A 21,205-nucleotide genomic window follows, 5' to 3' on the forward strand; every position below is an offset into this window, starting at 1 on the left:
CATCGGGAGGCGTTCGCCTTGTCCTTCCTGATCCGGGTCCAGCTCCCGGACAGCCCAGGCACCCTCGGCGCGGTCGCCACCGCGTTGGGCGCCATCGGGGCCGACATCCTCAGTGTGGACGTGGTGGAACGCCTCGGCGGTGTGGCCATCGACGACCTGGTGGTCGAGCTGCCCAGCGGCCGGCTCCCGGACGTGCTGATCACCGCGGCGGAGTCGGTGGAGGGCGTCGAGGTCGACGCGGTCCGCCCGTACGCGGGCGTGCTCGACACCCACCGCGAGCTGGAGCTGGTCGAGGAGGTCGCGGCCGAGCCCAACGACGGCCTGGAGATCTTCACCAAGGGCGTCCCCAAGATCATCCGCGCGGGCTGGGCCCTGGTGGTCACCTCCGACGCGGGCGGCGCCCACACCGTGGCCGCCAGCGGCGCGGCGCCGACCGTGCAGACCCTCGACCTGCCCTGGATGCCCCTGGCCCGCGCCACCATCCTCGACGGCGAGGAGCCCTGGGTCCCCGAGACCTGGCGTGAACTCGGCACCGAACTGGCCGCGACCCCACTGGGCAAGCCCGACCGCGTCCTGCTCGTCGGCCGCCCCGGCGGCCCGATGTTCCGCGCCGCGGAGGTCGCCCGCCTCGCCCACTTGGCAGGCATCGTCGCCGTCGTCCTGCCCGACTGAAGGAACCCATGAGCGACACCCAGCGGTCGGTCTCCATCGAGCGGACCACCCTCGGCCACTACGAGATCACCAACGTCCGCGGCGGCAAGCTGACCATCGGCGAAGGCACCGACGCCGACTTCACCCCGGTGGAGCTGCTCCTGGCCGCCATCGGCGGCTGCTCAGCCGTCGACGTCGACCACATCACGAGCAGGCGAGCCGAACCCACCTCGTTCACCGTGACCGTCACCGGCGACAAGCTGCGCGACCCGGAACGCGGCAACCACATGGAGAACCTGGAAGTCCGGTTCACCGTGCGCTTCCCGGAAGGTGCCGAAGGCGACTCCGCCCGCGAAGCCCTGCCCCGCGCCGCCAAGCAGTCCCACGACCGTTTGTGCACGGTCAGCCGCACCGTCGAGGCAGGCACCCCGGTCCAGGTCACCACCGACTGACGCCACCCCGCCAGTCGCTGGCCCACACCGACGGCTGACTCAGCACCCGGCCTGCCGCGCCCCACCCGAAGGCGGCAACCAGCCAGGGTCACTGCCCGCAGCTTGGCCGTGTCGACTCGAAGGCGGCAATCTGCCAGAGTTCCTGCCTCAGCTAGGGCCTGCCGACCACACCCGCTCAAGGCGGCAACCTGCCGGAGTCGCAGCCTTCAGCTAGGCCCTATCGACCGCGCTCACTCGAAGGCAGCCACTTGCCGGAGTCACTGCCGTGAGCCTGGCCCTGCCGACCGCACCCACCGAGCGGTCGTACCGGTTCTCGATCTCTAGCGCTGGTTCACGTCGTAGCGACCACCTCCGTCTCGAACGCGATCAACTGGACCCCGGGGCCGGGGCTCCAGTCGCGCTCGGGCAGCCGGACGAACCCGAGGCGCTCGTAGAGGCGGTGGGCGCCCGCCATCTTGTGGGAGCTGCACATGACCACCCTGGGCAGCCCGAGTTCCTGCGCCCGGGCGAGCACGGCCCTGGTCAACTGCTCGCCGATGCCCTGCCCCCGCGCGGCCGGTGCGACGGCGAGCATTCGGAACTCCAGTTCGCCCTCGCGGGAGATCTCGGCGTACTCCGAACCCGGTAAGGCGATCGTGACCGTGCCGACCACCGCGCCTGCCCGGTCGACCGCGACCAGCAACTCCGCGGCACGCATTCGGCCGGCGGCGTCGGCGAGGCTTTCGGCGTAGCCGGTGGAGCCTGGGCCGAGGTACCCGTCGGCCTGGTAGGCGTCGAGTGTCAGCTCGCCCACGATGTCCAGTTCGTCTGCCCGGGCGGGCCGGACCTCGGCCGCGGTCTGGCTGCTCGGCGGCGCGCCGTTGGCGCTACTCATCGCCGCTCCCTTCGTCGGAACCGGCGTTCGGATCGCCGATGGTGGCGACCTCGGTCGCGGCCTCCGGTCCCTGCTCCAGCAGCACCCGGAAGCCGTCCTCGTCCAGCACCGGCACCTTCAACTGGACGGCCTTGTCGTACTTCGAGCCCGGCGCGTCGCCCACAACCACGAACGCCGTCTTCTTCGACACCGACCCCGAGGCCTTGCCGCCGCGGGCGATGATCGACTCCTTGGCCTCGTCGCGCGAGTACGTCGTCAGGCTGCCCGTCACCACGATCGACAGGCCCTCCAGTGTCCGGGGCGTGGACTCGTCGCGCTCCTCTTCCATGCGCACGCCCGCCGCGCGCCACTTGTCGACCACCTCGCGGTGCCAGTCGACCTCGAACCACTCGCGGACGGAGGCGGCGATGGTGGGGCCGACACCTTCGGCGTCGGCGAGTGCCTGTTCGCCGGCGGTGGCGATGGCCTCGATCGAGCCGAACTCGCGGGCCAACGCCTGCGCGGCGGTCGGGCCGACGTGTCGGATCGACAACCCCACCAAGACCTTCCACAGTGGACGGTCCTTGGCCGAGTCGAGGTTCGCCACCAGCTTGCGCCCGTTGGCAGACAGCTCACCGGCCTTGGTGCGGAACAACTCCACCTGCGCGAGCTTGTCCTCGTCGAGGGAGAACACGTCGCCCTCGTCGGAGATGACCCCGGAGGCCAGCAGCGCCGCCGCGGCCTCGTAGCCGAGCACCTCGATGTCGAACGCGCCGCGCCCGGCGAGGTGGAACAGCCGTTCCCGCAGCTGCGCGGGGCACGACCGGGCGTTGGGACACCGGATGTCGGCGTCGCCTTCCTTCTCGTAGGCCAGCGTCGTCCCGCAGATCGGGCACTCCGTCGGCATCTCGAACTCGCGCGCGTCGGCGGGGCGGGCCTCGATCACCGGGCCGAGCACCTCCGGGATCACGTCGCCTGCCTTGCGGATGACCACCCGGTCGCCGATCAGCACGCCCTTGCGCTTGACCTCGGACGCGTTGTGCAGCGTCGCCATCTCCACCGTCGACCCGGCCACCTTCACCGGCTCCATCACCGCGAACGGCGTGACCCGGCCGGTGCGCCCCACGTTGACGCGGATGTCGAGCAGGATCGTCGTCGCCTCTTCCGGCGGGTACTTGTACGCGATCGCCCAGCGCGGGGCCCGCGACGTCGTGCCGAGCCTGCGCTGCAGCGACACCTCGTCGACCTTGATCACGATGCCGTCGATCTCGTGGTCGGCGTCGTGGCGGTGTTCGCCCCAGTACTTGATGTGCGCGGCGAGCTGATCGGCCGTGTCGAGGACCTTGGTGTGCTGCGACACCGGCAGCCCCCACGCCGCAAGCGCGCGATACGCCTCGGACTGCGCGGTGGGCTCGAAGCCATCCCGCTTGCCCAGGCCGTGACAGATCATCCGCAGCGGCCTGCTCGCGGTGACCTTCGGGTCCTTCTGCCGCAGCGACCCGGCCGCGGTGTTGCGCGGGTTGGCGAACGGCGGCTTGCCCGCCTCCACCAGCCGGGCGTTCAGCTCGGTGAAGTCCTCCACCTTGAAGAACACCTCGCCGCGCACCTCGACCAAGGCGGGCACGGGGAACTCGTCTGTCGCGGTGAGACGGTCCGGCACGTCCTGCATCGTGCGGACGTTGAGCGTGACGTCCTCGCCGGTGCGACCGTCGCCGCGTGTCAACGCCCGGGTGAGCTTGCCGTTCTCGTAGAGCAGGTTGATCGCCAAGCCGTCGATCTTCAGCTCGCACAGGAAGTGCGCCGCCGAGCCGACTTCCTTCTCGACCCGGTCGACCCAGGCGCTCAGCTCGTCGGAGTCGAAGGCGTTGTCGAGGCTCAGCATGCGCTCGAGGTGGTCGACCGCGCGGAACTCGGTGGAGAAGGTGCCGCCGACGCGCTGGCTCGGCGACTCCGGTGTGATCAGCGAGGGATGCCGTTCCTCGATCGCCTCCAACTCGCGCAACAGCACGTCGAACTCGCCGTCGGAGACCGTCGGCGCGGACAGCACGTAGTAGCGGAACTGGTGGGCCAGCAGTTCCTCGGCGAGCTCGGCGTGACGCTCGCGTTCCTCGCTTGGCACGTCCTCGACACCCTCGACGGCGGCCGTCTCGGGCTCCTGCGGGAGATCCTCTTCAACACTGGTCACATGTCAAAGAGTAGCCAGGACCACCGACATCCGAGAGATCAGCGAGCCAGCCTGTGGATAAGTTCCCGCAGCTCCAACAGGCCGATGCCGTCGGTAGGGGCTTCCGCGGCGGTCTCGACGCGGCGCAGGCGCGCCCCGGCCAGCCGCTCACCCAGCGTGGCGTCGAGCGGCAGGAACGTCAGCGCGGTGCGCGCCTCGGGCGTCAGCTCGGACAGCAGCGGGTGGTACACCGCGACGTCGACGACTCCTTCCTCCTCGTCGACCTGGGCGCGCACCCGCACGTCGGCCAGCCCGATCCGGTGGGGCCCCAGGTTGACCGTGACCTCGGTCGGGTCCGGCACCGCGGGCACCGAGTCGTGGAACTCCCACAGCGGCGTGTCGTCGGGCGCAAGCGCTTTCCACGCGTCGGTGTACGGCCGAAGCGCCGGATCCTCCTGACCACTGACCACGAACGCGTAGATCGACCGGATCCCGCGCTCCAGCGAGAAGTGCAGGTCGGGGTGCACGGCGGCGACCAGCTCGCACAGCGCGTTCTCCACCCGCTGCGGCTCGCCCTCGCCGAGCGCGGTGGCGATCTCCGGCAGCATCTCCTGCCAGGAACACCAGAACCGCTCGGCCAGCACCTCCGGTTCCGGCGGCTCGACCTCGGCGGCCCGCCTGCCGAACCAGCGCGCTAGCCGCCCGCCACCGACGGGATCACCTGGATCTCGGCGTTGTCCGGCACCGGCGCGTCGGCCCCACCCAGATACCGGCATTCCTCTCCGTCCACATAGAAGTTCACGTACCGCCGCAGTCCCCGGCTCTCGTCGCGCAGGCGCCTGCCCAGCGCGGGATAGCGCTCGGCGACGACATCGAGGACGTCAGCCAGGGTAGCGGGCGGTGTCGTCTCGACTTCCAGTTTCGCCTGATCGTCCGCGATGGCCCGCAGGACACCCGGCAGCAGCACCGTGACCATCAGATCACCGCGGCCCGCACCGACAGCACGTCGGGCAGATGGGCGGCCACGAGCGTCCAACTCTCGCCCTCGTCGCGGCTGGCGTAGACCTCCCCGGAGCGCGAGCCGAAGTAGACCCCGGCCGGGTCGGCGTCGTCGGCGCACATCGCGTCACGCATCACCGCGGTCCAGAACCCCTCTTCCGGCAGGCCGTTCGTCAACGCCGTCCACGTCGCCCCGGCGTCGTCGCTGCGGTAGACGCGGCAGCGGCCGTCCGGCGGGAAGCGCATCGCGTCGGCGGTCAGCGGGAAGGTGTAGATCGTGTCCGGGCGGTGCGGGTGCACGACCATCGGGAAACCGAAGTCGCTGGGCAGGCCGTCGGCGATCGACTTCCAGGTGTGCGCGCCATCGTCGCTGCGATAGACCCCGTGGTGGTTCTGCGCGAAGAACCGCTCCGGCCGGTCGGGGTGTTGGGCGATCTTGTGCACGCACTGGCCGAACTCGGGGAACGGATCGGGCAGGAAGTAGGCCTTGATGCCCTCGTTGCTCGCCGTGAACGACTCGCCGCCGTCGGTGCTGACGTAGACGCCGCCGGTCGACATCGCCACCGTCACCCGGCTCGGGTCGGTCGGATGCGGGATCACCGAGTGCACGGCCATGCCGCCGAACCCGGGCGTCCACTTCTCGCGGTGCGGGTGGTCCCACAGGCCGCGGACCAGCTCGTAGTTCTTGCCGCCGTCGGTCGACTTGAACAGCGCGGACGGCTCGACGCCCGCGTAGACCAGGTCGGGCTCGTCGCGCGGCCCCGGCGCGAGCTGCCAGACCCGCTCCAGCGCGGTGTCGGTGTCCTCGGGGAACGCGACCGGCGCGTGGTCGGACTCCGACCACGTCTCGCCGAGGTCGTCGCTGACCGACACACTCGGCCCCCAGTGCTCCGAGGTGACCGCCGCGAGCAGGCGCGGGGTGTCGCGCCGGGTGTCGATGGCGACGGCGTAGACGTCGGTCATCGGGTGTTGTGGGCCGGTGACCTCCCAGTCGGCACCGGAGTTCGTCGCGAGGAACAGGCCCTTGCGCGTCCCGATCGCGAGCAGCACCTTCTGTGTCATCTCTGCCTCCCGTGAAGTGACGGGCGCCACGTTACGCCCGGCCCCCGACAGCGACCAGAAATGCGCTCCTACCAGGACTCCGGCGGCTCCACGAACGCCTTGCCGACGTCGCGCGCGAGCGCCATGGCCCGCCGCGCCCAGCCCGTCGACGCGCCCGCGAGACCGCAAGTCGGTGTCACGACGGCGCGCGTTCCCAGGATGTCGCGGGGGAAGCCGAGGCGGTCGACCAGCCGCAGCGCGGGGTCCGCCGCGGCACGCAGCGTCGGCGCCTTGCCCGGGTCGGTGCTCGGCAGCATGCCGAGGAAGAACGTGACGCCCGCGTCCCACGCCTCGCCGATCTCGTCGGAGAGGGCGGCGGGGATGTCGTCGAGCAGGGTGGCGTCGACGGCCAGCGCGTCCGCGCCCGCCGAGCGCAGCAGCGCGATCGGCGGCCGGGGAGCGCAGCAGTGCACGATCACCGGCCGGCCGGTCGCGGCGCGGGCCGCGTCGATGACGGCGGCGAGGGTCTCGCGGGCCTCCGGTTCGGCGACGGCGGGCACGGTGCCGAACCCGGACGGCGTGGGCAGCGCACCAGCCAGGACGGTCGGCAGGCTGGGTTCGTCGAGCTGCACGACCACGGGCGCGCCCGTCCGGCGGCGGACCTCGGTGACGTGCTCCTTCAGGCCCTCGGACAGGGACTCGGTGAACTCGCGCAGGGCGCCGCGGTCGGTCAGCACGCGGTGGCCGCGCGGCAGCTCGATACCCGACATGAGCGTCCACGGGCCCGTGACCTGCACCTTCAGCACCGCGGGCGCGGCACCGGCCCGGCCGACGGCCTCCTCGATCGCGTCGAGGTCGCGGCGCAGGTGGTCGACGCCGCGGCGGTGGTCGATGCCGGGCCGGGCGGTGACGCGGTAGCCAGACGGCACGAACTCCACCGCCAGGTCGACCAGCAGCGCGGCGGTACGGCCGATCATGTCCGCGCCGAGGCCGCGCGCGGGGAGTTCAGGCAGGTGGGGCAGGTCGGGCAGCTCACCGAGGACGACGGTGGCCGCCTCCAGCGGGTCGTCGCCGGGCAGCGAGCCGATTCCGGTGGCGGAGCCGGGCGCCCAGGGTGTGGTGGTCACCCGTGCAGTCTGGACGATCGGGCTCGGCGCCCGCACATCCGGTTAGCATGACTCGTGGACCACCGTGACGTCACCGCCGCCGCCGACCGCATCGCGCCGCACGCCCGCAGGACGCCGCTGCTCCGCTCCGAAGTGGATGGTCGGCCGCTGGTCATGAAGCTGGAACACCTGCAGCGCACCGGGTCGTTCAAGTTCCGCGGCGCGCTCAACGCGCTGCTGGGCGAGCGCCCGGAGGCGGTGGTCACCGCCTCCGGCGGCAACCACGGCCTCGCCGTCGCCACCGCCGCCCGCGTGCTCGGCATCCCCGCGACCGTGTACGTCCCGCGCACCGCCCCCGCTGCGAAGGTCCGGCGGATCGAGGCGGCGGGCGCGAAACTCGTCCAGCTCGGCGAGTCCTACGCCGAGGCCAACGCCGCCGCGATGGCCGACGCCGAACACGCGCTCTACCTGCCCGCCTACGACCATCCGCTGGTGATCGCGGGCCAGGGGACGTGCGCGGCGGAGGTGGTCGCGGAGGCGCCGGACGTCGACACCATGGTCGTCGCGGTCGGCGGCGGAGGGCTCGCGGCGGGCACCGTGCTCGGCGGCGGGCGTCCCGTCGTCGCCGTGGAACCCGAGAACTGCCAGGCGATGCACGACGCGTTCGCCGCTGGCCATCCGGTCGACTCGGCCGTCGACTCGGTGGCCGCCTCGGCGCTGGGCGCCACGCGCGCGGGCGAGCTGACCTACGGGATCCTGCGCGCGGCGGACACGCTGTCCGTCCTGGTCAGCGACGCCGAACTGCTCGCCGCCCGCGACCGTCTGTGGGACGAGTTCCGCATCGCCGTCGAGCCCGCCGCCGCCGTCCCGTTCGCCGCGTGGCTCGCCGGGCGGGTGCCCGGCGAGCTCGCGTGCGTGATCGTCTGCGGCGCCAACACCGACTGGACGCCCAGCTAGGCGCGCATCACCGTCGCGATCGGGATCCGGGCCGCGCGGATCGCGGGGAGCAAGCCACCCAGGACTCCAGCCGCGAGACCTGCAATCACCCCCGCGATTCCCGCCTGCCAGGGGAATTCGACGCCCTCCAGCATCCGCAGCCGCCCGCCGAGCACCGATGAAGCCAGTTTGAGGCCGAGCACGCCCGTGCCCACCGCCGCCGCGGCTGTCAGCAGGCCGATGATCAACGTCTCGGCCAGCACGATGCCCGCCAGCAGCATCCGCGGCGTGCCGACGGCGCGGCGCAGCGCGAACTCCTCGATGCGTTCGCCGACCGTGGCGAGGCCGACGTTGAGGATGCCCGCGATACCGATGAGCAGCACCAGCGCCGCCATCGCGAGGAAGATCAGCTGCATCAGGCGCAGCTCGGACTCGATCTGTTTGCGCGCCTCGATCGGGAAGACCTGCAGTTGCTCGGCGTTGACGCCTTTGGCCACGAGCCGGGCCTTGATCGTCTCGGCGACGTCGGTCGCCGACGGGTGCAGGTAGATCGACATATACGAGTCGCCGGTGCTCCCCCACGTCGTGAGCTCGTCGGCCCGAACGTAGGCCGTGGGCTGCTCGCGGCCGTCATGGACCACGCCCAGGATCCGGGGCGTCGGGTTGGACTTCGCACCGCTGATCCGCAGCTCCGCCGGGAGCCGGTACTTGGTGAGCGCGGCCGCGGCCTCGCGGTTCAGGACGAGACCAGGCGACATGGACGGAGCGCCGGAGAAGTCCAGCCACTGCCCGGACTCCTGCTGGAACGGCCGGAACTGGCGGATGTCGCCGGTCAGGCCCGCCAACTGCAGCTCGATAGCCTGCCCGGGCGGCGGCGGGCTGTCGTCCTGCTTGATCTCCCGGCACCCGGTCGGGTCGCAGATCATCTGCGGTCCGCCATATCCGCCCTGACTGGCGTATTTGAGCGGCGACGCGCCAGGATTGATCGGCATGACGCGCGGTTCGCCGATGATCCCGGAGGCGTTCACGGCGCCGACGGCGTCCGAACGCCCGGCCAGCGTCTCGGCGATGATCGTGCTGATCTCGCCGTTGACCGGGGGGTTCATCATGAGGGTGCCGTCCTTGCCCGCGGACAGCTCGATGTCGGCGAGCATCGCCCGGTCGGCGATCTCCGCGCCCGCCTGCACCGCGACAACGGCCAAGACACCCAGGAACAAGCTGATCATCGACAGGAACGTGCGCAGCTTGCGTGCGCGGATGCCCTGTCCACCGATGATCAGCGCCGAGCGGAAACGTCCGGAGAGGGCCATCAGAGGTGTCCCCCTTGGACGAGCTTGCCGTCGGCGAGCCGCACGACGCGGTTCATCCGGTTGGCGTGCGCGTGGTCGTGGGTGACGAGGATCAGGCCGCAGCCGCGGGTCGTCGCCGAGTGCAGGACCTCGATGACCAGCGCGCCTGTCTCGGTGTCGAGGGCGCCGGTCGGCTCGTCGGCCAACAGCACCTTGGGTTCACGGACCAACGCACGCGCGATAGCCACCCGCTGCTGTTCACCGCCGGACAGCCGCTGAGGCTTGTGCTTGGCCAGATGCGCGATACCGACCAGGTCGAGCGCGGCCATCACCTTCGCCTTGCGCTTGCGGCGTGCCGCCCAACCCTGCCCGTTCACCAGCGCCATCGCCACGTTCTGCGCGGCGGTCAGGTGCTTGAGCAGGAAGAACCGCTGGAAGACGAAGCCGAACTCGTCGCTGCGCAACCGGGCGGAGCGGCGCTCGGACAGCGACGTGATGTCCTTGCCGCCCAGCATGTACCGGCCGCCATCGGGGCGGTCGAACAGGCCGATGAGGCTCAGCAGCGTGCTCTTGCCGGAACCCGACCGGCCGAGGATCGCGACGCTCTCACCACTGTGGACAGTCAGGTCGACGCCGGAGAGGATCGAACGGGGTTCACCCTGGCCCTTCAGGGTCTTGGTGAGCCCCGTCAGCTCGATGAGCGGGGTCACGTCAGCCTCCCATGGCGGGCGACGGACCACCCTGCTGCGGCGGCGCGGGCGGCAGGTTCGGGCCGGGCACGGCGAGCGTCTCGTCGCCGGTCAGGCCGGACTTGATCTGCACGACCCGGCCGTCGGTCAGGCCGAGGACGACGTCCTTGACCTGGCGAGCGCCGTCGGCGCCGATGACCTCGACCTTGCCCGCGCCCTGCTTGCCCGCGACCGCCTCGACCGGCGCCACCAGCGCACCCTTCGCGGACTCGGTGACCACCTCGATGGTGGCGGCGGCGCCGTTGATCAGCTTCACGTCGGCGGGCGCGGTGCAGACCAGCCGCATCCCCGTCGCCTCCGACGGCTGGCGCGGGTTCTTCGGCTGCTCAGGCTGCGGCTGCGGGGCGGGCTTGGCATTCGGGTCGGCCGGATTGGGCTGCGGCGCGACCGGCGGCGCGGGCGGCTCCGGGATGGTGCCCGCCGGAAGCGCGGCGATGGTGCCGAGCACGGCGCAGTCGAACGGACCGGGGCCGCTCTTGATCTGCGCGCGAACCGAGGTCAGCGTGTCGGACAGCTGGTAGGCCTGCGCGCCGTCGATGTCGGCGACGATGCCGTAGCCCCCGTACTTCGCCGAGACGATCGGCATGCCCGCCGTCACCGAGGTCTTGTCACCGACCAGTCGCCCGGTGAAGACCGAGCCCGCCGGGACATCGACGTTCGTCGGCTTGCCCGCCGCCCACACCGCGCCCGCCCGGGTCGGCTTGGTCGGCGTGCCGGTCTGCTCCTTGACCTCGACGTAGCGGATCTGCCCGTCGAGCGGGGCGACGAGGCCGAAGATCGGGTTGAGCGTGACCTTGCCGGTCAGGCTGACCTTGTTGTTCAGGTCCTGACGGGTCAGCTTGGCCGTGGTCATCGTGGTCCCGCGCTCGGCGAGACCGGGTGTCGGCGAACCCGAGTCCGTGGCCGAACAGCCCGCCGTGGTTATCAGCACGGCGATGAGCGCCGCGCGCAATCGTGTGGTCACCGGTACCCCCAGATAGTCGAATTGCCCGGTACACACGCAGTCTATACATGAGGTGAATAGTGATGTTGAACCCAGTGCTGACGTGCGGATTCGACGAAAGCCTGGACTGACGGACGCCGAGCGCTCTCCTCCCGCCAGACCGCGAACACGCGCCGCGACATCCCCGGCTCGATCGGCCGGACCCGCACCCCGTCGGGCACGAGATCGCCCGCCAGCCGCGGCACCAGCGCGACCCCGAGGCCCGCGGCGACCATGGCGAGTTGCGTGGGGAACTCACCCGCCTGGTGGACGATGTCCGGCTCGTGCCCGACGCCGCGGAACGTGCTGACCAGCCAGTCATGGCAGATGGTGCCCGCTGTCGAGGCGATCCAGCGCTCTCCGACCAGGTCGGCGGGCTTGACTGTGGCTTTCCCGGCCAGCGGGTGCGCATCGGGAAGGGCGACATCAACCGGGTCCTGCCCGATGTCACACGACCGCATTCGCTCCGGGGTCGCCAGCGGCACGTTCACCCAGTCCTGCGCGATCACGAGGTCGACATCCCCCCGCCCGAGCTGGGCGATGGCGTCATACGGCTCGACTTCGCGCAGGTGGAGCTTCAGCCGGGGGTACCGCTCGTTCATCGCCCTGGCCACCCCGGGCAGGAGCCCGCGGACCGCGGTCGGGAACGCGGCGACGGTGAACTCGCCGAGAACCTCACCCCGCCGCTCGTCGAGATCAGCCTCGGCGGCCTCGACCGCACCCAGAATCCGCTCCGCGTGCCGCGCGAGCAGCTTGCCTTCCTCGGTGAGCCGGACCCGGCGGCCATGGCGCTCGATCAGGGCACAGCGGGCCTCCCGCTCGAGCTTCGCCATCTGCTGGGAGACAGCGGACGGCGTCAGATGCAGGATCTCCGCGGCGGCCGCGAGCGTGCCCTGATCCGCGACCGTACGCAGGACACGCAGCCTCACCAGGTCAAACATGAAGCAAGGCTAACCGGTCGCGCGATTGATTGGTTACCGTCGCTTCAGTTCACGAAGACGGTGAACTCAGCCCGATGCGTGGATCCGCCCGCGCTGAACTCGAGGAACAGCCGGTACTCACCCCGCTCCCCGAACAGCGCTTGGAACGTCAACTCCCCATTGATGAGCGGCGAGCCCAGCGCCTCCCGCGGATGCATGTGGGTGGCCGAGAGCAGCGTGGTGTTGAACCCGGTCATGTGCCCGTGGGCGCCGAGGTACGGGTCAAGCGACCGCACCGGCGCACCGTCCGCCCCCCGGATGGAGAAGCGCAGGACGGTCGGCTGCCGCACCGGGGCCTGCGTCGCCCCCTCCGGCCTGACCACGGTGAACCCACCACCCGCGTCCGACTCGGCGGCGGGCGGCGGCACCTGCGTCAACTTGGTGTCCCCGGCGACCGTGAACGGCACCCCGAGCACGACCGGGTGCGTCACGTCCTTGGTGTCGGTGGGGATGAACTCCGCGAACATCCGATACGCACCACCGTCGGCGATCCGCACGGCCGTGCGCCACGTGTCGCCGTCGAGTTCGGGGTGAAGGTGCTGAAAGCCCTGCATGTCGTCGCGGATGACGAAGAAGTGGATCAGCTTCGTCTGATTCAACTGGAACTGAGTAACCGCCGCCCCCGACGGCCCCACAATCCGAAACGCCACCGGCACCGCGTCCCCCTTGACCGACGGCACCGCCACCGGCTCAAAGCGGAACCCATTCTCGAAGTCCGACAACCCATCACTATGAGCCGCCAACGACATCGGCGCCCCCGACGGCTGATGATGCGCGTTCGACCCCACCGGGGACTGCAGAACCACAAAGACAATCGCCACCACAGCGACAGCCACCGCCAAGCCCAGCGCCAACCAACTGGCCCAGTGCAGCTTGCGCATGCCGGGGAACCTCCACACACCCTCACGACGACCGGCGCAGCCACGGCTGGACACGGACCGACTTACGACTATCAGCAGGGCTTGCAGTCTCGCCGAGCCCGATCACGACCACAACCCGCTACAGGGATGGTCACACCCCGCCAACATGCTCAGCTTCGCCACCCAGGAGTGGCCCTAACCGCCCAGCGGGCACAACCAGCCCACCCTTCGCGCACAGACCCACCAACCGCACCACCCGACTGGACCTGGCTGGAGTTGGCCGGGCTTGGCGGGCTGGGGCGGGGAGGGACCAGGCTGGGCTGGGCTGGGCTGGGCTGGGCTGGGCTGGGCTGGGCTGGGCTCGGCCGAATCTGGCAGGGCAGGGCCGGGCTGAACCTGACCTGACCTGACCAGGCCAGGCAGGACCTAGCCGGGCCGGGCTTGGCGGGCAGGGCAAGGCAGGGCAAGGCAGGGCGGGACAGGCCGACGCAGGGCGGGCCGAGCTGAAACCTGACCTGGTCTGGCCTGGCAGGGCGAACCTGACCGGGCTGCGCCTGGCGGGCCGGGCTGGGCCGCGCCAGGCCGGGCCGGGCCGGGCCTTGCCGGACCTGGCCTGGCAGGGCAGGGCAGGGCAGGGCAGGGCAGGGCAGGGCAGGGCAGGGCAGGGCAGGGCAGGGCAGGGCAGGGCAGGGCAGGGCGAGAGCGGTGCAGGACGAGGGCTGAGCTGGGCAGAGATACCTGGGGTTGCGCCAAGTGGTCCGGGCGGGCGAGGTGGCCGGGCCAAGTCGATCGCGCCGTTGGGCTGGGTGCGGGCTGGGCTGGCCAAGCCGAGTTGAACCTGCCGAGGCCCAGCCGTGCCATCCACGTCGGCTATCCGTCCTTCTACGTCACGGGGCGTATGTCGTTTGACGTGTCTGGGCGGATGTCGGGCGGCTCTCCAGGGGCGACTATGGAGACCGGAGGTGGAGGGCGATGGTCGCTGAGGGGCAGGTTCGTTCGATGCGCGCCGCGGTGCGTGAGGTCTGGACTGGTGGCACGCGGGTCGAGCGAGTCGCGTATGTCGTGGGGTTCGCTCTTCTCCTTTCCGGAATCGCCCACTTCGGGGTGTTCCTGGTCGACGGCGGCCCATGGCAGGGGCCGGTGTCCTGGCGCAAGCCGGTCACCTTCGGTCTGTCCTTCGGGCTGACCCTCATCACCCTGGTGTGGGTCAGCACCTGGATTCGCCTGGGTGACCGTGTCCGCGCCACCATGGTCGGCTTGTTCACGGCGGCGAGCGTCCTTGAGGTCAGCCTCATCTCCGTGCAGGCGTGGCGCGGAGTGCCATCGCACTTCAACAGTGAGACCGGCCTAAATCGGGCAATCTCCACCTCACTGGCGATCGGCGGGGGCCTGATCCTGGTCTCGGTGCTGACCTTCACCGTCGCCGCCTTGCGTCGTGGGTCGGTTGGGCGGGCGGATATGCGGTTGGCGGTGCGGACCGGCTTGGTGTTGCTGGTCGTCGCGTTGGCGGCGGGTGGGGCGATGATCGCGCGCGGGAGCGTCGCTGTCAGTTCGGGCGACACCGATCTCGCCTACACCACCGCTGGCGCGTTCAAGCCGATCCACGCGGTCGCCCTGCACGCCGTCCTTGTGTTGCCTGGGCTCGCGTGGCTGCTGGGCTTCACCATGTGGACGGAGATGCTCCGCTTCCGCGTCGTCCAGTTGGGCGCCGTGGGCTACGGCCTGGTCGCGGTGGCCGTCGGAGTCGAGTCCGCGCTGGGGGTGTCACCGTTCGCCGCGCCGCTGGTGGCCGATGTGGTCGTCGGCATCGGCCTCGTGGCGCTGCTGCTCTCGGGGATCGTCGCCGTCTACGGCGTTGTTCACTTTCCGACCAAAGACACCAACCCCATTCGCACCGCGTAGAGCGCCGCCTGGGTGCGGTCCTGCATGCCGAGCTTGCCCAGGATCGCACTCATGTGGGCCTTGACCGTCTTCTCGGACAACGCGAGTTGCTTCGCGATCTCCCGATTGGACAGTCCCTGCACCACCGCGCCGAGCACCACCAACTCGCGCGAGGTGAGCTTGAAATCGCTTGGCCGGGTGTCGCCCTCGGCCAGGAGCCGGGCCACATCCGGGTGCAGCAACACGTGTCCCGCGTGTACCGACCGCACCGCGACGGCCAACGCGGACGGCTTCACGTCTTTGTAGACATACCCCGCCGCACCGGCCCGCACCGCCGGAACGATCGCCGACGGATCCACGAAGCTCGTCACGACCAGGACCCGGGCCGGGTTGCCGAGATCCCGCAGACCACGCAGCGCGTATACCCCGTCGGTGCCGGGCATTCGCAGGTCAAGCAGGATCACGTCCGGCCGCAGCCGCTCCGCCGCCTCCAGGCACGACGCACCGTCGACCGCCTCGCCCACGACGGTCATGTCGTCCTGCATGTCGAGGAACGTGCGCAGACCTTGGCGCACCATCGGGTGATCGTCGACCACCAGGACCCGGATCTCGTCAGTCAACGGGCACCTCCAGCCGCACCGTCGTCCCGCCCGGCTGTTCCGACGTCACGTTGAGCCGCCCGCCCGCGGCGCGCGCGCGTTCCCGCATCGAACTCAGTCCGAGGCGCCGAGCCGTCTGCACCGATGGCGACGGGTCGAAGCCGACGCCGTTGTCCTCGATCGTGAGCACCAACTTCGGCGAGATGAACACGAGGTCGATGGTGATCTCGCTCGCGCGCGAGTGCCGCAACGCGTTGTGGAGGGCCTCCTGGGTGATCCGGTACACCGCCTCCTCCCTGGCCGAAGCGAGGCGGGGCACGTCCCGGCTGCGGAACCGCACCGCCGGCTCGTGCACCCGGTCGAGCAGATCGATCTGCTTTCGGAGGGCGATGTCGAGGCCGTCGCCCGCCAAGTCCGGCGACCGGAGCCCGAACACCACGGCGGACAGCTCGTCCGACGCGTCGGCGGCCAGGTTCCGCACCGTGTCCACTTGGCGTCTGGCCTGAGCGATGTCTCTGTCTATCAGTGTCGCCAGGGCGTCGGTGATCAGGCGGAGGCTGAACAGCTTCTGGGTGACCGAGTCATGCAGCTCGCGCGCGATCCGATTGCGCTCTTCCACAATGGACAGTTCGCGGCTGCGCTCGAACAAGCGGGCGTTGACGAGCGCGATCGCGGCGTGGTTCGCCAGCAGGGCGAGCAGTTCCTCGTCGCCTTCGGTGAACCCACCAGGCACCTCCTTGTTGGCCACGTAGATCTCGCCGAGAATCTCGTCGCCGTCGGTGATCGGCATGCCGAGGAAGTCCGTCAGCACCGGGTGTTCGGCTGGCCACCAGCCGAAACTCGGATGGTCGCGGATGTCTCGCATCCGGATCGGGTTCGGATCGGACAGTAGAAGGCCGAGAAGACCGTGCTGCCGGGGCACGGGCCCGATCGCGGCCCACTGCTCGTCGCTGACCCCGTCGGCGAGGAACTCGGCGAAGCCGCCATCGGAATCGGGCACCCCGAGCGCGGCGTACCGCGCGCCCACGAGCCTGCGCGCGGAGGTCAGGATCGTCTGCAGCACGTCGCGCGGGGACAGATGAGTCGCGACGGCGAGCACCGCGTTGCTCACCTCGCGCAGTTCGTTCCGCTGGATTCCGGTCACGATTTCACGGTACCCACGGCCGCCGACGAAAGGCCCGGTCCTAAGACCAAAGTCGTAGATAAGTCTGGTCTCTGGTCCGATGGCGAGCCCCTCGAACCGGCCTAACGTCGATCTCGAACATCCACTCGACGAAAGGACGGACATGCCCGTCGCCATCATCACCGGCGCCTCCCGCGGCCTGGGCCAGGCGCTCGCCGCGGGGCTCGCCGACAACGGCTGGGACCTCGTGCTCGACGCCCGCACCGGTCCCGCGCTGGCCGCGGCCGCGGCCGCGCTGCCGGGCACGGTCCGGGCCGTGCCCGGCGACATCACCGATCCCGCGCACCGCGCGGAGCTCATCGCCGCCGCCGATGCCCTCGGCGGCGCCAACCTGCTGATCAACAACGCGGGAACGCTGGGTCCGAGCCCGCTCCCGCAACTAGCCGACCTGCCGCTCGACGCCGTACGCGACCTGTTCGAAGTCAACGTCGTCGCACTCCTCGCACTGACCCAACTCGCACTGCCGGGCCTGCGGGAACGCGCGGGCACCATCATCAACATCACCTCCGACGCGGCGGTCGAGGCATACGAGGGCTGGGGCGGCTATGGCGCATCCAAGGCCGCTGTGGAGCAACTCAGCAACGTCCTCGCCGCGGAGGAGCCCGACGTGCGCGTGTGGTGGACGGACCCGGGTGACCTTCGGACCCAGATGCACCAGGACGCGTTCCCCGGCGAGGACATCAGCGACCGGCCGCTGCCCGCAACCGTGGTGCCCGCGGTGCTGAAGCTGTTCGCCGAAGACCCGGCGTCCGGCCGCTACCGGCTGACGGAGCTGACATGAGCCCGCGCGCGCTGTGGATCCCGTTCGAAGTCGATGACATCGACGTACCGCGCGCGTTCTACCGCGACCGCCTCGGTCTCTCCGAAGTGGACAGTTGGTCCACCGCGTACGAGCGCGGGACGGTACTGGAGGTGACGCCGGGGGCACACCTCGAATTCGTCTCGTCGCTGGGAAGCCGTCGGCCTGGGCCGCCGCCACTCGCCTTGGAGTTACCGACCATGGCCGACGTCGAACACGCCTTGGCGGCGCTCGACCCGGAGACGGTCGTCCGCGCGCTCGGCACATATCCACGCGGGCACGCGGGGTTCGAAGTCAGTGGGCCCGCGGGCGAACGGCTGATGGTGTGGACGGAGAAACAAGACCATCCAACGAAATCGGAGCGAGAATGACGACAGCGGAAGACGTCGTGCCCACCTTGGAGTTCGTACTCCCACCCGACCTGGAGGCCCACGAGCCGCCTGAGGCGCGCGGCCTGTCCCGCGACGGCGTGCGGCTGCTGGTGGGCAGCGGGGCCGGGGTGCGCCACCTTCGGTTCGCCGACCTGCCGTCGGTCCTGTTCCCCGGGGGTCTACTCGTCGTGAACACGTCAACCACGATCCCGGCTGCGGTGAAGGTCCCGGGGAGCGAGTTGACGGTGCACTTCTCGACCGAACTGCCGGACGGGCGATGGCTCGTCGAACTGCGTCAGGCAGGCGGCCGGGCGACCGTTCCCTATCGCTCCGGCACCGTGGGGACCCGCTACGACCTGCCGGAAGGCGCATCAGTCACGCTGACGGCCCCGTACTCGCGGGAGCGCCTGTGGGAGGCCGCGGTGGACCCGGGGCAGTTCGGGTCGGTGATCGGATACCTGCGGGCGGTGGGCAAGCCGATCCGGTACGAGTACGTGCCCCGCGACTGGCCGATCCGGTACTACCAGTCCGTGTTCGGCGCCGAGCCCGGCAGCGCCGAGATGCCGAGTGCGTCGCGTCCGTTCACCGACCGACTGGTCACGGGCCTTGTGGCGGCGGGGATCCGTTTCGCGCCGGTGCTGCTCCACACCGGGGTGGCGTCGCCGGAGGCACACGAGCGGCCCTATCCCGAGCGATTCGCCGTGCCGGAGTCGACGGCGGCGCTGGTCAACCACACCAGGGCGGACGGCGGCCGGGTGATCGCGGTCGGCACCACGGCGGTGCGGGCGTTGGAGAGCGCCGTCGAGCCGGACGGGGTCGTCGCAGGCGCCAGCGGCTGGACCGACCTGATCGTCACGCCCGACCGGGGAGTTCGGGTGGTCGACGGCCTGCTCACAGGCTTCCACGAGCCGCACGCCTCACACCTGGACATGCTCGCCGCCATCGCGGGCACCGAACTGCTGGGCGACTGCTATCGGGAGGCCATCGCCCACCAGTACTTATGGCACGAGTTCGGCGACCTGAACCTGCTGATTCGCTGACACACCGACGATCAGACAGGAGGGAGGAAAGGAGGGGAAGCGGAAAGAGGGGAAGAGAACGGGAAGGGAGGGAAGGGACGCCAGGACGCCAGGACGCCAGGACGCCAGGACGCCAGGACGCCAGGACGCCAGGACGCCAGGACGCCAGGACGCCAGGACGCCAGGACGCCAGGACGCCAGGACGCCAGGACGCCAGGACGCCAGGACGCCAGGACGCCAGGACGCCAGGACGAGCTTGCCAATGCCGAGCTGCCACCTGTGTCGGGGTGTGGCGGTGCGGGTGGCCACGCTGAATCCGGACGGTTCAGCGGCTGGCTGCGCGCTGGGGTGACGGCCGGGTCAGCCCGCGGGCGCTGCCCTGCATGATCGGCGAGGCCCTCCGCTCCGACCGTGAGGTCGGTCAGACGTTGACCGTCGACGGGGTGGGTGAGTCGGCGTAGAGGTCGTCGATGTCGTGGGCGTACTTCTCGGCGATGGGCTTGCGGCGGAGTTTGAGGGTGGGGGTGAGTTCGTCGCCGCCGGGCTCCCAGAAGCCGGGGACGATGCGGAACCGTTTGATCTGCTCGACGCGGGACAGCGTGGTGTTGCCCTTGCGGACGGCATCGGTGATGAGGGTGCGGACTGACTCGTGGGCCAGAACCGTGCTCGGGGAGGAGGCATCCAGGCCGTGTTTGGCGGCCAGGGCGGTGGCGGCGTCCTGGTCGACGACGATCAGGGCGGAGACGTACGGGCGGTCGTCGCCGATGGCGACCACCTGGCCGATGAGGGAGCTGGCGGCTTTGACGGCGTTCTCGATGTTGGTCGGCGACATGTTCTTGCCGGAGGAGTTGATGATCAACTCCTTCTTGCGGTCGACGATGGACACGTAGCCCTCGGCGTCGATCACGCCGATGTCGCCGGTGTGCACCCAGCCGTCGGCGTCGACGGTTTCGGCGGTCTTCTCCGGATCGTTGCGGTAGCCGCGCATGACTGAGCCCGCGCGGATCAGGAGTTCACCGTCGTCGGCGAGGGTGATCTCGGCGCCGTGGACGGCGGTGCCGACGGTGCCGAGTTTGACAGCGCCCGCCCGGCACGACGTGCCAAGGCCGCCGGTCTCGGACATGCCCCAGATCTCGTAGACGGGGACGCCGATGCCCCAGAAGAACTCGATGGTGTCGACCGGGATCGCCGCCGCGCCGGAGGCGGGGACCTTGGCCTCGTCGAGGCCGAGCTTGTGGCGGAGCTTCGACAGCACGAGCTTGTCGGCGAGCTTGTGCTGCACGGCGAGGGTGGCCGGGACGGACTCGCCCGCCAGGTCCAGCAGGGCCTTGCGCCTGCCGACGGCCAGTGCCCAGGTGGCGATCTTGCGCTTGGCGCCGCTGGGTTCGGCGGCGAGGGCGCTGTCGATGGCGAGCTTGAACTTCTGCCAGACGCGGGGCACGCCGAAGAACACGTGCGGGCGGGCGTCGGGCAGGGCGGCGGCGAGCTGTTTGGGGTCGGCGACGGAGGTGACGACAGTGCCGAAGAGGATGGAGAGGTAGTGCCCGATCACGCGGTCGGCGATGTGCGCCGACGGGAGGAACGACAGGACGCGGTCGCCCGGGGTGACCTCGTAGGCGCTGCGGACGGCGTCGGCCACCGCGAGCACGTTGCGGTGGGTCAGTTCGACGCCCTTGGGCGGGCCGGTGGTGCCGGACGTGTAGATGATCGTGGCGAGGTCCTCTGGCTCGACCGCGCCCCACGCGGCGTCGAAGTCGAAGTCGGGTGCGCCCGCGGCCTCAAGCTCGGCCAGCGTCATGGTGCCGTCGGCTTCGCCGTCGACGCACACGATGGTCAGGTCGGCGTCGACCGCGCGCAGCGTCGGCAGGAACAGCTGCTCGGTCACCACAATCTTGTTGCCCGCGTTGGAGAACACGTACGCCAGCTGCTCCGCCGCGCTCGTGTTGTATACCGAGAACGGCACCGCGCCCAGGTGCAGCGCCGCGGTGTCGACGAGGTGGAACTCAGGCCGGTTGGTGAGCATGATGCCCACCGTCTGCCCACGCTCCACGCCGAGCGAGGCCAGGCCCGCCGCGATCCGGCGCACGCGGTCGGCGTACTCCCGCCACTTGATCGACACCGCGTCCCCGGTGGTGCGCAGGGCGACCTGGTCGGGAATCAGCTGCGCGGTGGCTTGGAAGGCGGCACACAGGGTCTCGGGCTGGCTCATGCGCGTTGCCTCTCAGGCTGTGAACTGGGGCACAGAGGCGTGATCGTATGTACTGCGAATGACTTCTGTCTACGGTCGATTC

The 21,205-nt window shown here is 70.4% G+C and carries 21 protein-coding genes; 7 read left to right on the forward strand and 14 right to left on the reverse strand.

Annotated features, from left to right (window positions below; all coding sequences use genetic code 11):
* The first annotated feature begins 18 nt into the window (after nt 1–18).
* Nucleotides 19–672, forward strand: a complete 654-nt coding sequence (locus ACSHT8_RS16235; protein ID WP_436501853.1) for an amino acid-binding protein — start codon at nt 19–21, stop codon at nt 670–672.
* 8 nt (nt 673–680) lie between these two features.
* Nucleotides 681–1,103: an OsmC family protein gene (locus tag ACSHT8_RS16240; RefSeq protein WP_436501854.1), complete on the forward strand. Its 423-nt coding sequence runs from the start codon at nt 681–683 to the stop codon at nt 1,101–1,103.
* 331 nt (nt 1,104–1,434) lie between these two features.
* Here the strand turns inward: ACSHT8_RS16240 and ACSHT8_RS16245 are convergent, their stop codons facing one another.
* The 6 genes from ACSHT8_RS16245 to ACSHT8_RS16270 all read right to left on the reverse strand — a co-directional run bounded on the left by ACSHT8_RS16245 (nt 1,435) and on the right by ACSHT8_RS16270 (nt 7,287).
* Nucleotides 1,435–1,977, reverse strand: a complete 543-nt coding sequence (locus ACSHT8_RS16245) for a GNAT family N-acetyltransferase (RefSeq protein WP_436501855.1) — start codon at nt 1,975–1,977, stop codon at nt 1,435–1,437.
* Complete coding sequence (ligA, locus tag ACSHT8_RS16250; RefSeq protein WP_436501856.1) at nt 1,970–4,141, reverse strand: NAD-dependent DNA ligase LigA; 2,172 nt, start codon at nt 4,139–4,141, stop codon at nt 1,970–1,972. The genes ACSHT8_RS16245 and ligA overlap by 8 nt, the downstream gene beginning before the upstream one ends.
* Nucleotides 4,142–4,179: 38 nt before the next feature.
* Nucleotides 4,180–4,728 carry a hypothetical protein gene (locus tag ACSHT8_RS16255; protein WP_436502082.1) on the reverse strand — a complete coding sequence of 183 codons (549 nt, stop codon included), beginning with the start codon at nt 4,726–4,728 and terminating at the stop codon, nt 4,180–4,182.
* 86 nt (nt 4,729–4,814) lie between these two features.
* Entirely contained in the window at nt 4,815–5,096 is a 282-nt protein-coding gene (locus tag ACSHT8_RS16260) for a MoaD/ThiS family protein (RefSeq protein WP_436501857.1), read from the reverse strand.
* Entirely contained in the window at nt 5,096–6,181 is a 1,086-nt protein-coding gene (locus ACSHT8_RS16265; protein ID WP_436501858.1) for a WD40/YVTN/BNR-like repeat-containing protein, read from the reverse strand. Before ACSHT8_RS16265 ends, ACSHT8_RS16260 begins: the two co-directional genes overlap by 1 nt.
* 68 nt (nt 6,182–6,249) lie before the next feature.
* Nucleotides 6,250–7,287 (reverse strand): methionine synthase, encoded by a 1,038-nt coding sequence (locus tag ACSHT8_RS16270; protein WP_436501859.1) that lies wholly within the window; start codon nt 7,285–7,287, stop codon nt 6,250–6,252.
* A 54-nt stretch (nt 7,288–7,341) separates the two neighbouring features.
* On the opposite strand from ACSHT8_RS16270, the gene ACSHT8_RS16275 reads away from it, so the two are divergent.
* Entirely contained in the window at nt 7,342–8,223 is an 882-nt protein-coding gene (locus tag ACSHT8_RS16275) for a serine/threonine dehydratase (protein WP_436501860.1), read from the forward strand.
* Here the strand turns inward: ACSHT8_RS16275 and ACSHT8_RS16280 are convergent.
* The 5 genes from ACSHT8_RS16280 to ACSHT8_RS16300 are packed head-to-tail and all read right to left on the reverse strand — an operon-like array spanning nt 8,220 to nt 13,083.
* Nucleotides 8,220–9,512 (reverse strand): ABC transporter permease, encoded by a 1,293-nt coding sequence (locus ACSHT8_RS16280; RefSeq protein ID WP_436501861.1) that lies wholly within the window; start codon nt 9,510–9,512, stop codon nt 8,220–8,222. The genes ACSHT8_RS16275 and ACSHT8_RS16280 overlap by 4 nt on opposite strands.
* Complete coding sequence (locus tag ACSHT8_RS16285; RefSeq protein ID WP_436501862.1) at nt 9,512–10,201, reverse strand: ABC transporter ATP-binding protein; 690 nt, start codon at nt 10,199–10,201, stop codon at nt 9,512–9,514. The genes ACSHT8_RS16280 and ACSHT8_RS16285 overlap by 1 nt, the downstream gene beginning before the upstream one ends.
* 1 nt (nt 10,202) lies before the next feature.
* Nucleotides 10,203–11,204, reverse strand: a complete 1,002-nt coding sequence (locus tag ACSHT8_RS16290; RefSeq protein WP_436501863.1) for an efflux RND transporter periplasmic adaptor subunit — start codon at nt 11,202–11,204, stop codon at nt 10,203–10,205.
* A 41-nt stretch (nt 11,205–11,245) separates the two neighbouring features.
* Complete coding sequence (locus tag ACSHT8_RS16295; protein ID WP_436501864.1) at nt 11,246–12,163, reverse strand: LysR family transcriptional regulator; 918 nt, start codon at nt 12,161–12,163, stop codon at nt 11,246–11,248.
* Between the two features lie 44 nt (nt 12,164–12,207).
* A complete protein-coding gene (locus ACSHT8_RS16300) occupies nt 12,208–13,083 on the reverse strand; it encodes a hypothetical protein (RefSeq protein WP_436501865.1) in 876 nt (291 codons plus the stop codon).
* A gap of 951 nt (nt 13,084–14,034) precedes the next feature.
* Between ACSHT8_RS16300 and ACSHT8_RS16305 the strand changes: the two genes are divergently transcribed.
* On the forward strand, nt 14,035–14,964 hold the full coding sequence (locus ACSHT8_RS16305; protein ID WP_436501866.1) for a hypothetical protein: 930 nt from the start codon (nt 14,035–14,037) through the stop codon (nt 14,962–14,964).
* On the opposite strand, the gene ACSHT8_RS16310 is transcribed toward ACSHT8_RS16305, so the two are convergent.
* Together ACSHT8_RS16310 and ACSHT8_RS16315 are read right to left on the reverse strand one after the other, a co-directional pair.
* Entirely contained in the window at nt 14,922–15,563 is a 642-nt protein-coding gene (locus tag ACSHT8_RS16310; protein WP_436501867.1) for a response regulator, read from the reverse strand. The genes ACSHT8_RS16305 and ACSHT8_RS16310 overlap by 43 nt on opposite strands.
* Nucleotides 15,556–16,686, reverse strand: a complete 1,131-nt coding sequence (locus tag ACSHT8_RS16315; protein WP_436501868.1) for a GAF domain-containing sensor histidine kinase — start codon at nt 16,684–16,686, stop codon at nt 15,556–15,558. Before ACSHT8_RS16315 ends, ACSHT8_RS16310 begins: the two co-directional genes overlap by 8 nt.
* A 142-nt stretch (nt 16,687–16,828) precedes the next feature.
* On the opposite strand from ACSHT8_RS16315, the gene ACSHT8_RS16320 reads away from it, so the two are divergent.
* Genes ACSHT8_RS16320 through ACSHT8_RS16330 form a run of 3 tightly spaced genes read left to right on the forward strand, consistent with a single transcriptional unit; the run spans nt 16,829 to nt 18,935 of the window.
* Nucleotides 16,829–17,506, forward strand: coding sequence for an SDR family NAD(P)-dependent oxidoreductase (locus ACSHT8_RS16320; RefSeq protein WP_436501869.1), 678 nt, complete (start codon nt 16,829–16,831; stop codon nt 17,504–17,506).
* Nucleotides 17,503–17,895 (forward strand): VOC family protein, encoded by a 393-nt coding sequence (locus ACSHT8_RS16325; RefSeq protein WP_436501870.1) that lies wholly within the window; start codon nt 17,503–17,505, stop codon nt 17,893–17,895. Before ACSHT8_RS16320 ends, ACSHT8_RS16325 begins: the two co-directional genes overlap by 4 nt.
* The gene (locus ACSHT8_RS16330) at nt 17,892–18,935 is read left to right on the forward strand and encodes an S-adenosylmethionine:tRNA ribosyltransferase-isomerase (protein WP_436501871.1); all 1,044 of its coding nucleotides are present in this window, start codon (nt 17,892–17,894) and stop codon (nt 18,933–18,935) included. The genes ACSHT8_RS16325 and ACSHT8_RS16330 overlap by 4 nt, the downstream gene beginning before the upstream one ends.
* Before the next feature lie 400 nt (nt 18,936–19,335).
* Here ACSHT8_RS16330 and ACSHT8_RS16335 read toward each other — a convergent pair whose 3' ends face one another.
* On the reverse strand, nt 19,336–21,123 hold the full coding sequence (locus ACSHT8_RS16335; protein WP_436501872.1) for an AMP-dependent synthetase/ligase: 1,788 nt from the start codon (nt 21,121–21,123) through the stop codon (nt 19,336–19,338).
* Between the last annotated feature and the right edge of the window lie 82 nt (nt 21,124–21,205).

Origin of the sequence: Actinokineospora sp. HUAS TT18 (genome assembly GCF_051364635.1) — a bacterium.
GTDB lineage: Bacteria > Actinomycetota > Actinomycetes > Mycobacteriales > Pseudonocardiaceae > Actinokineospora.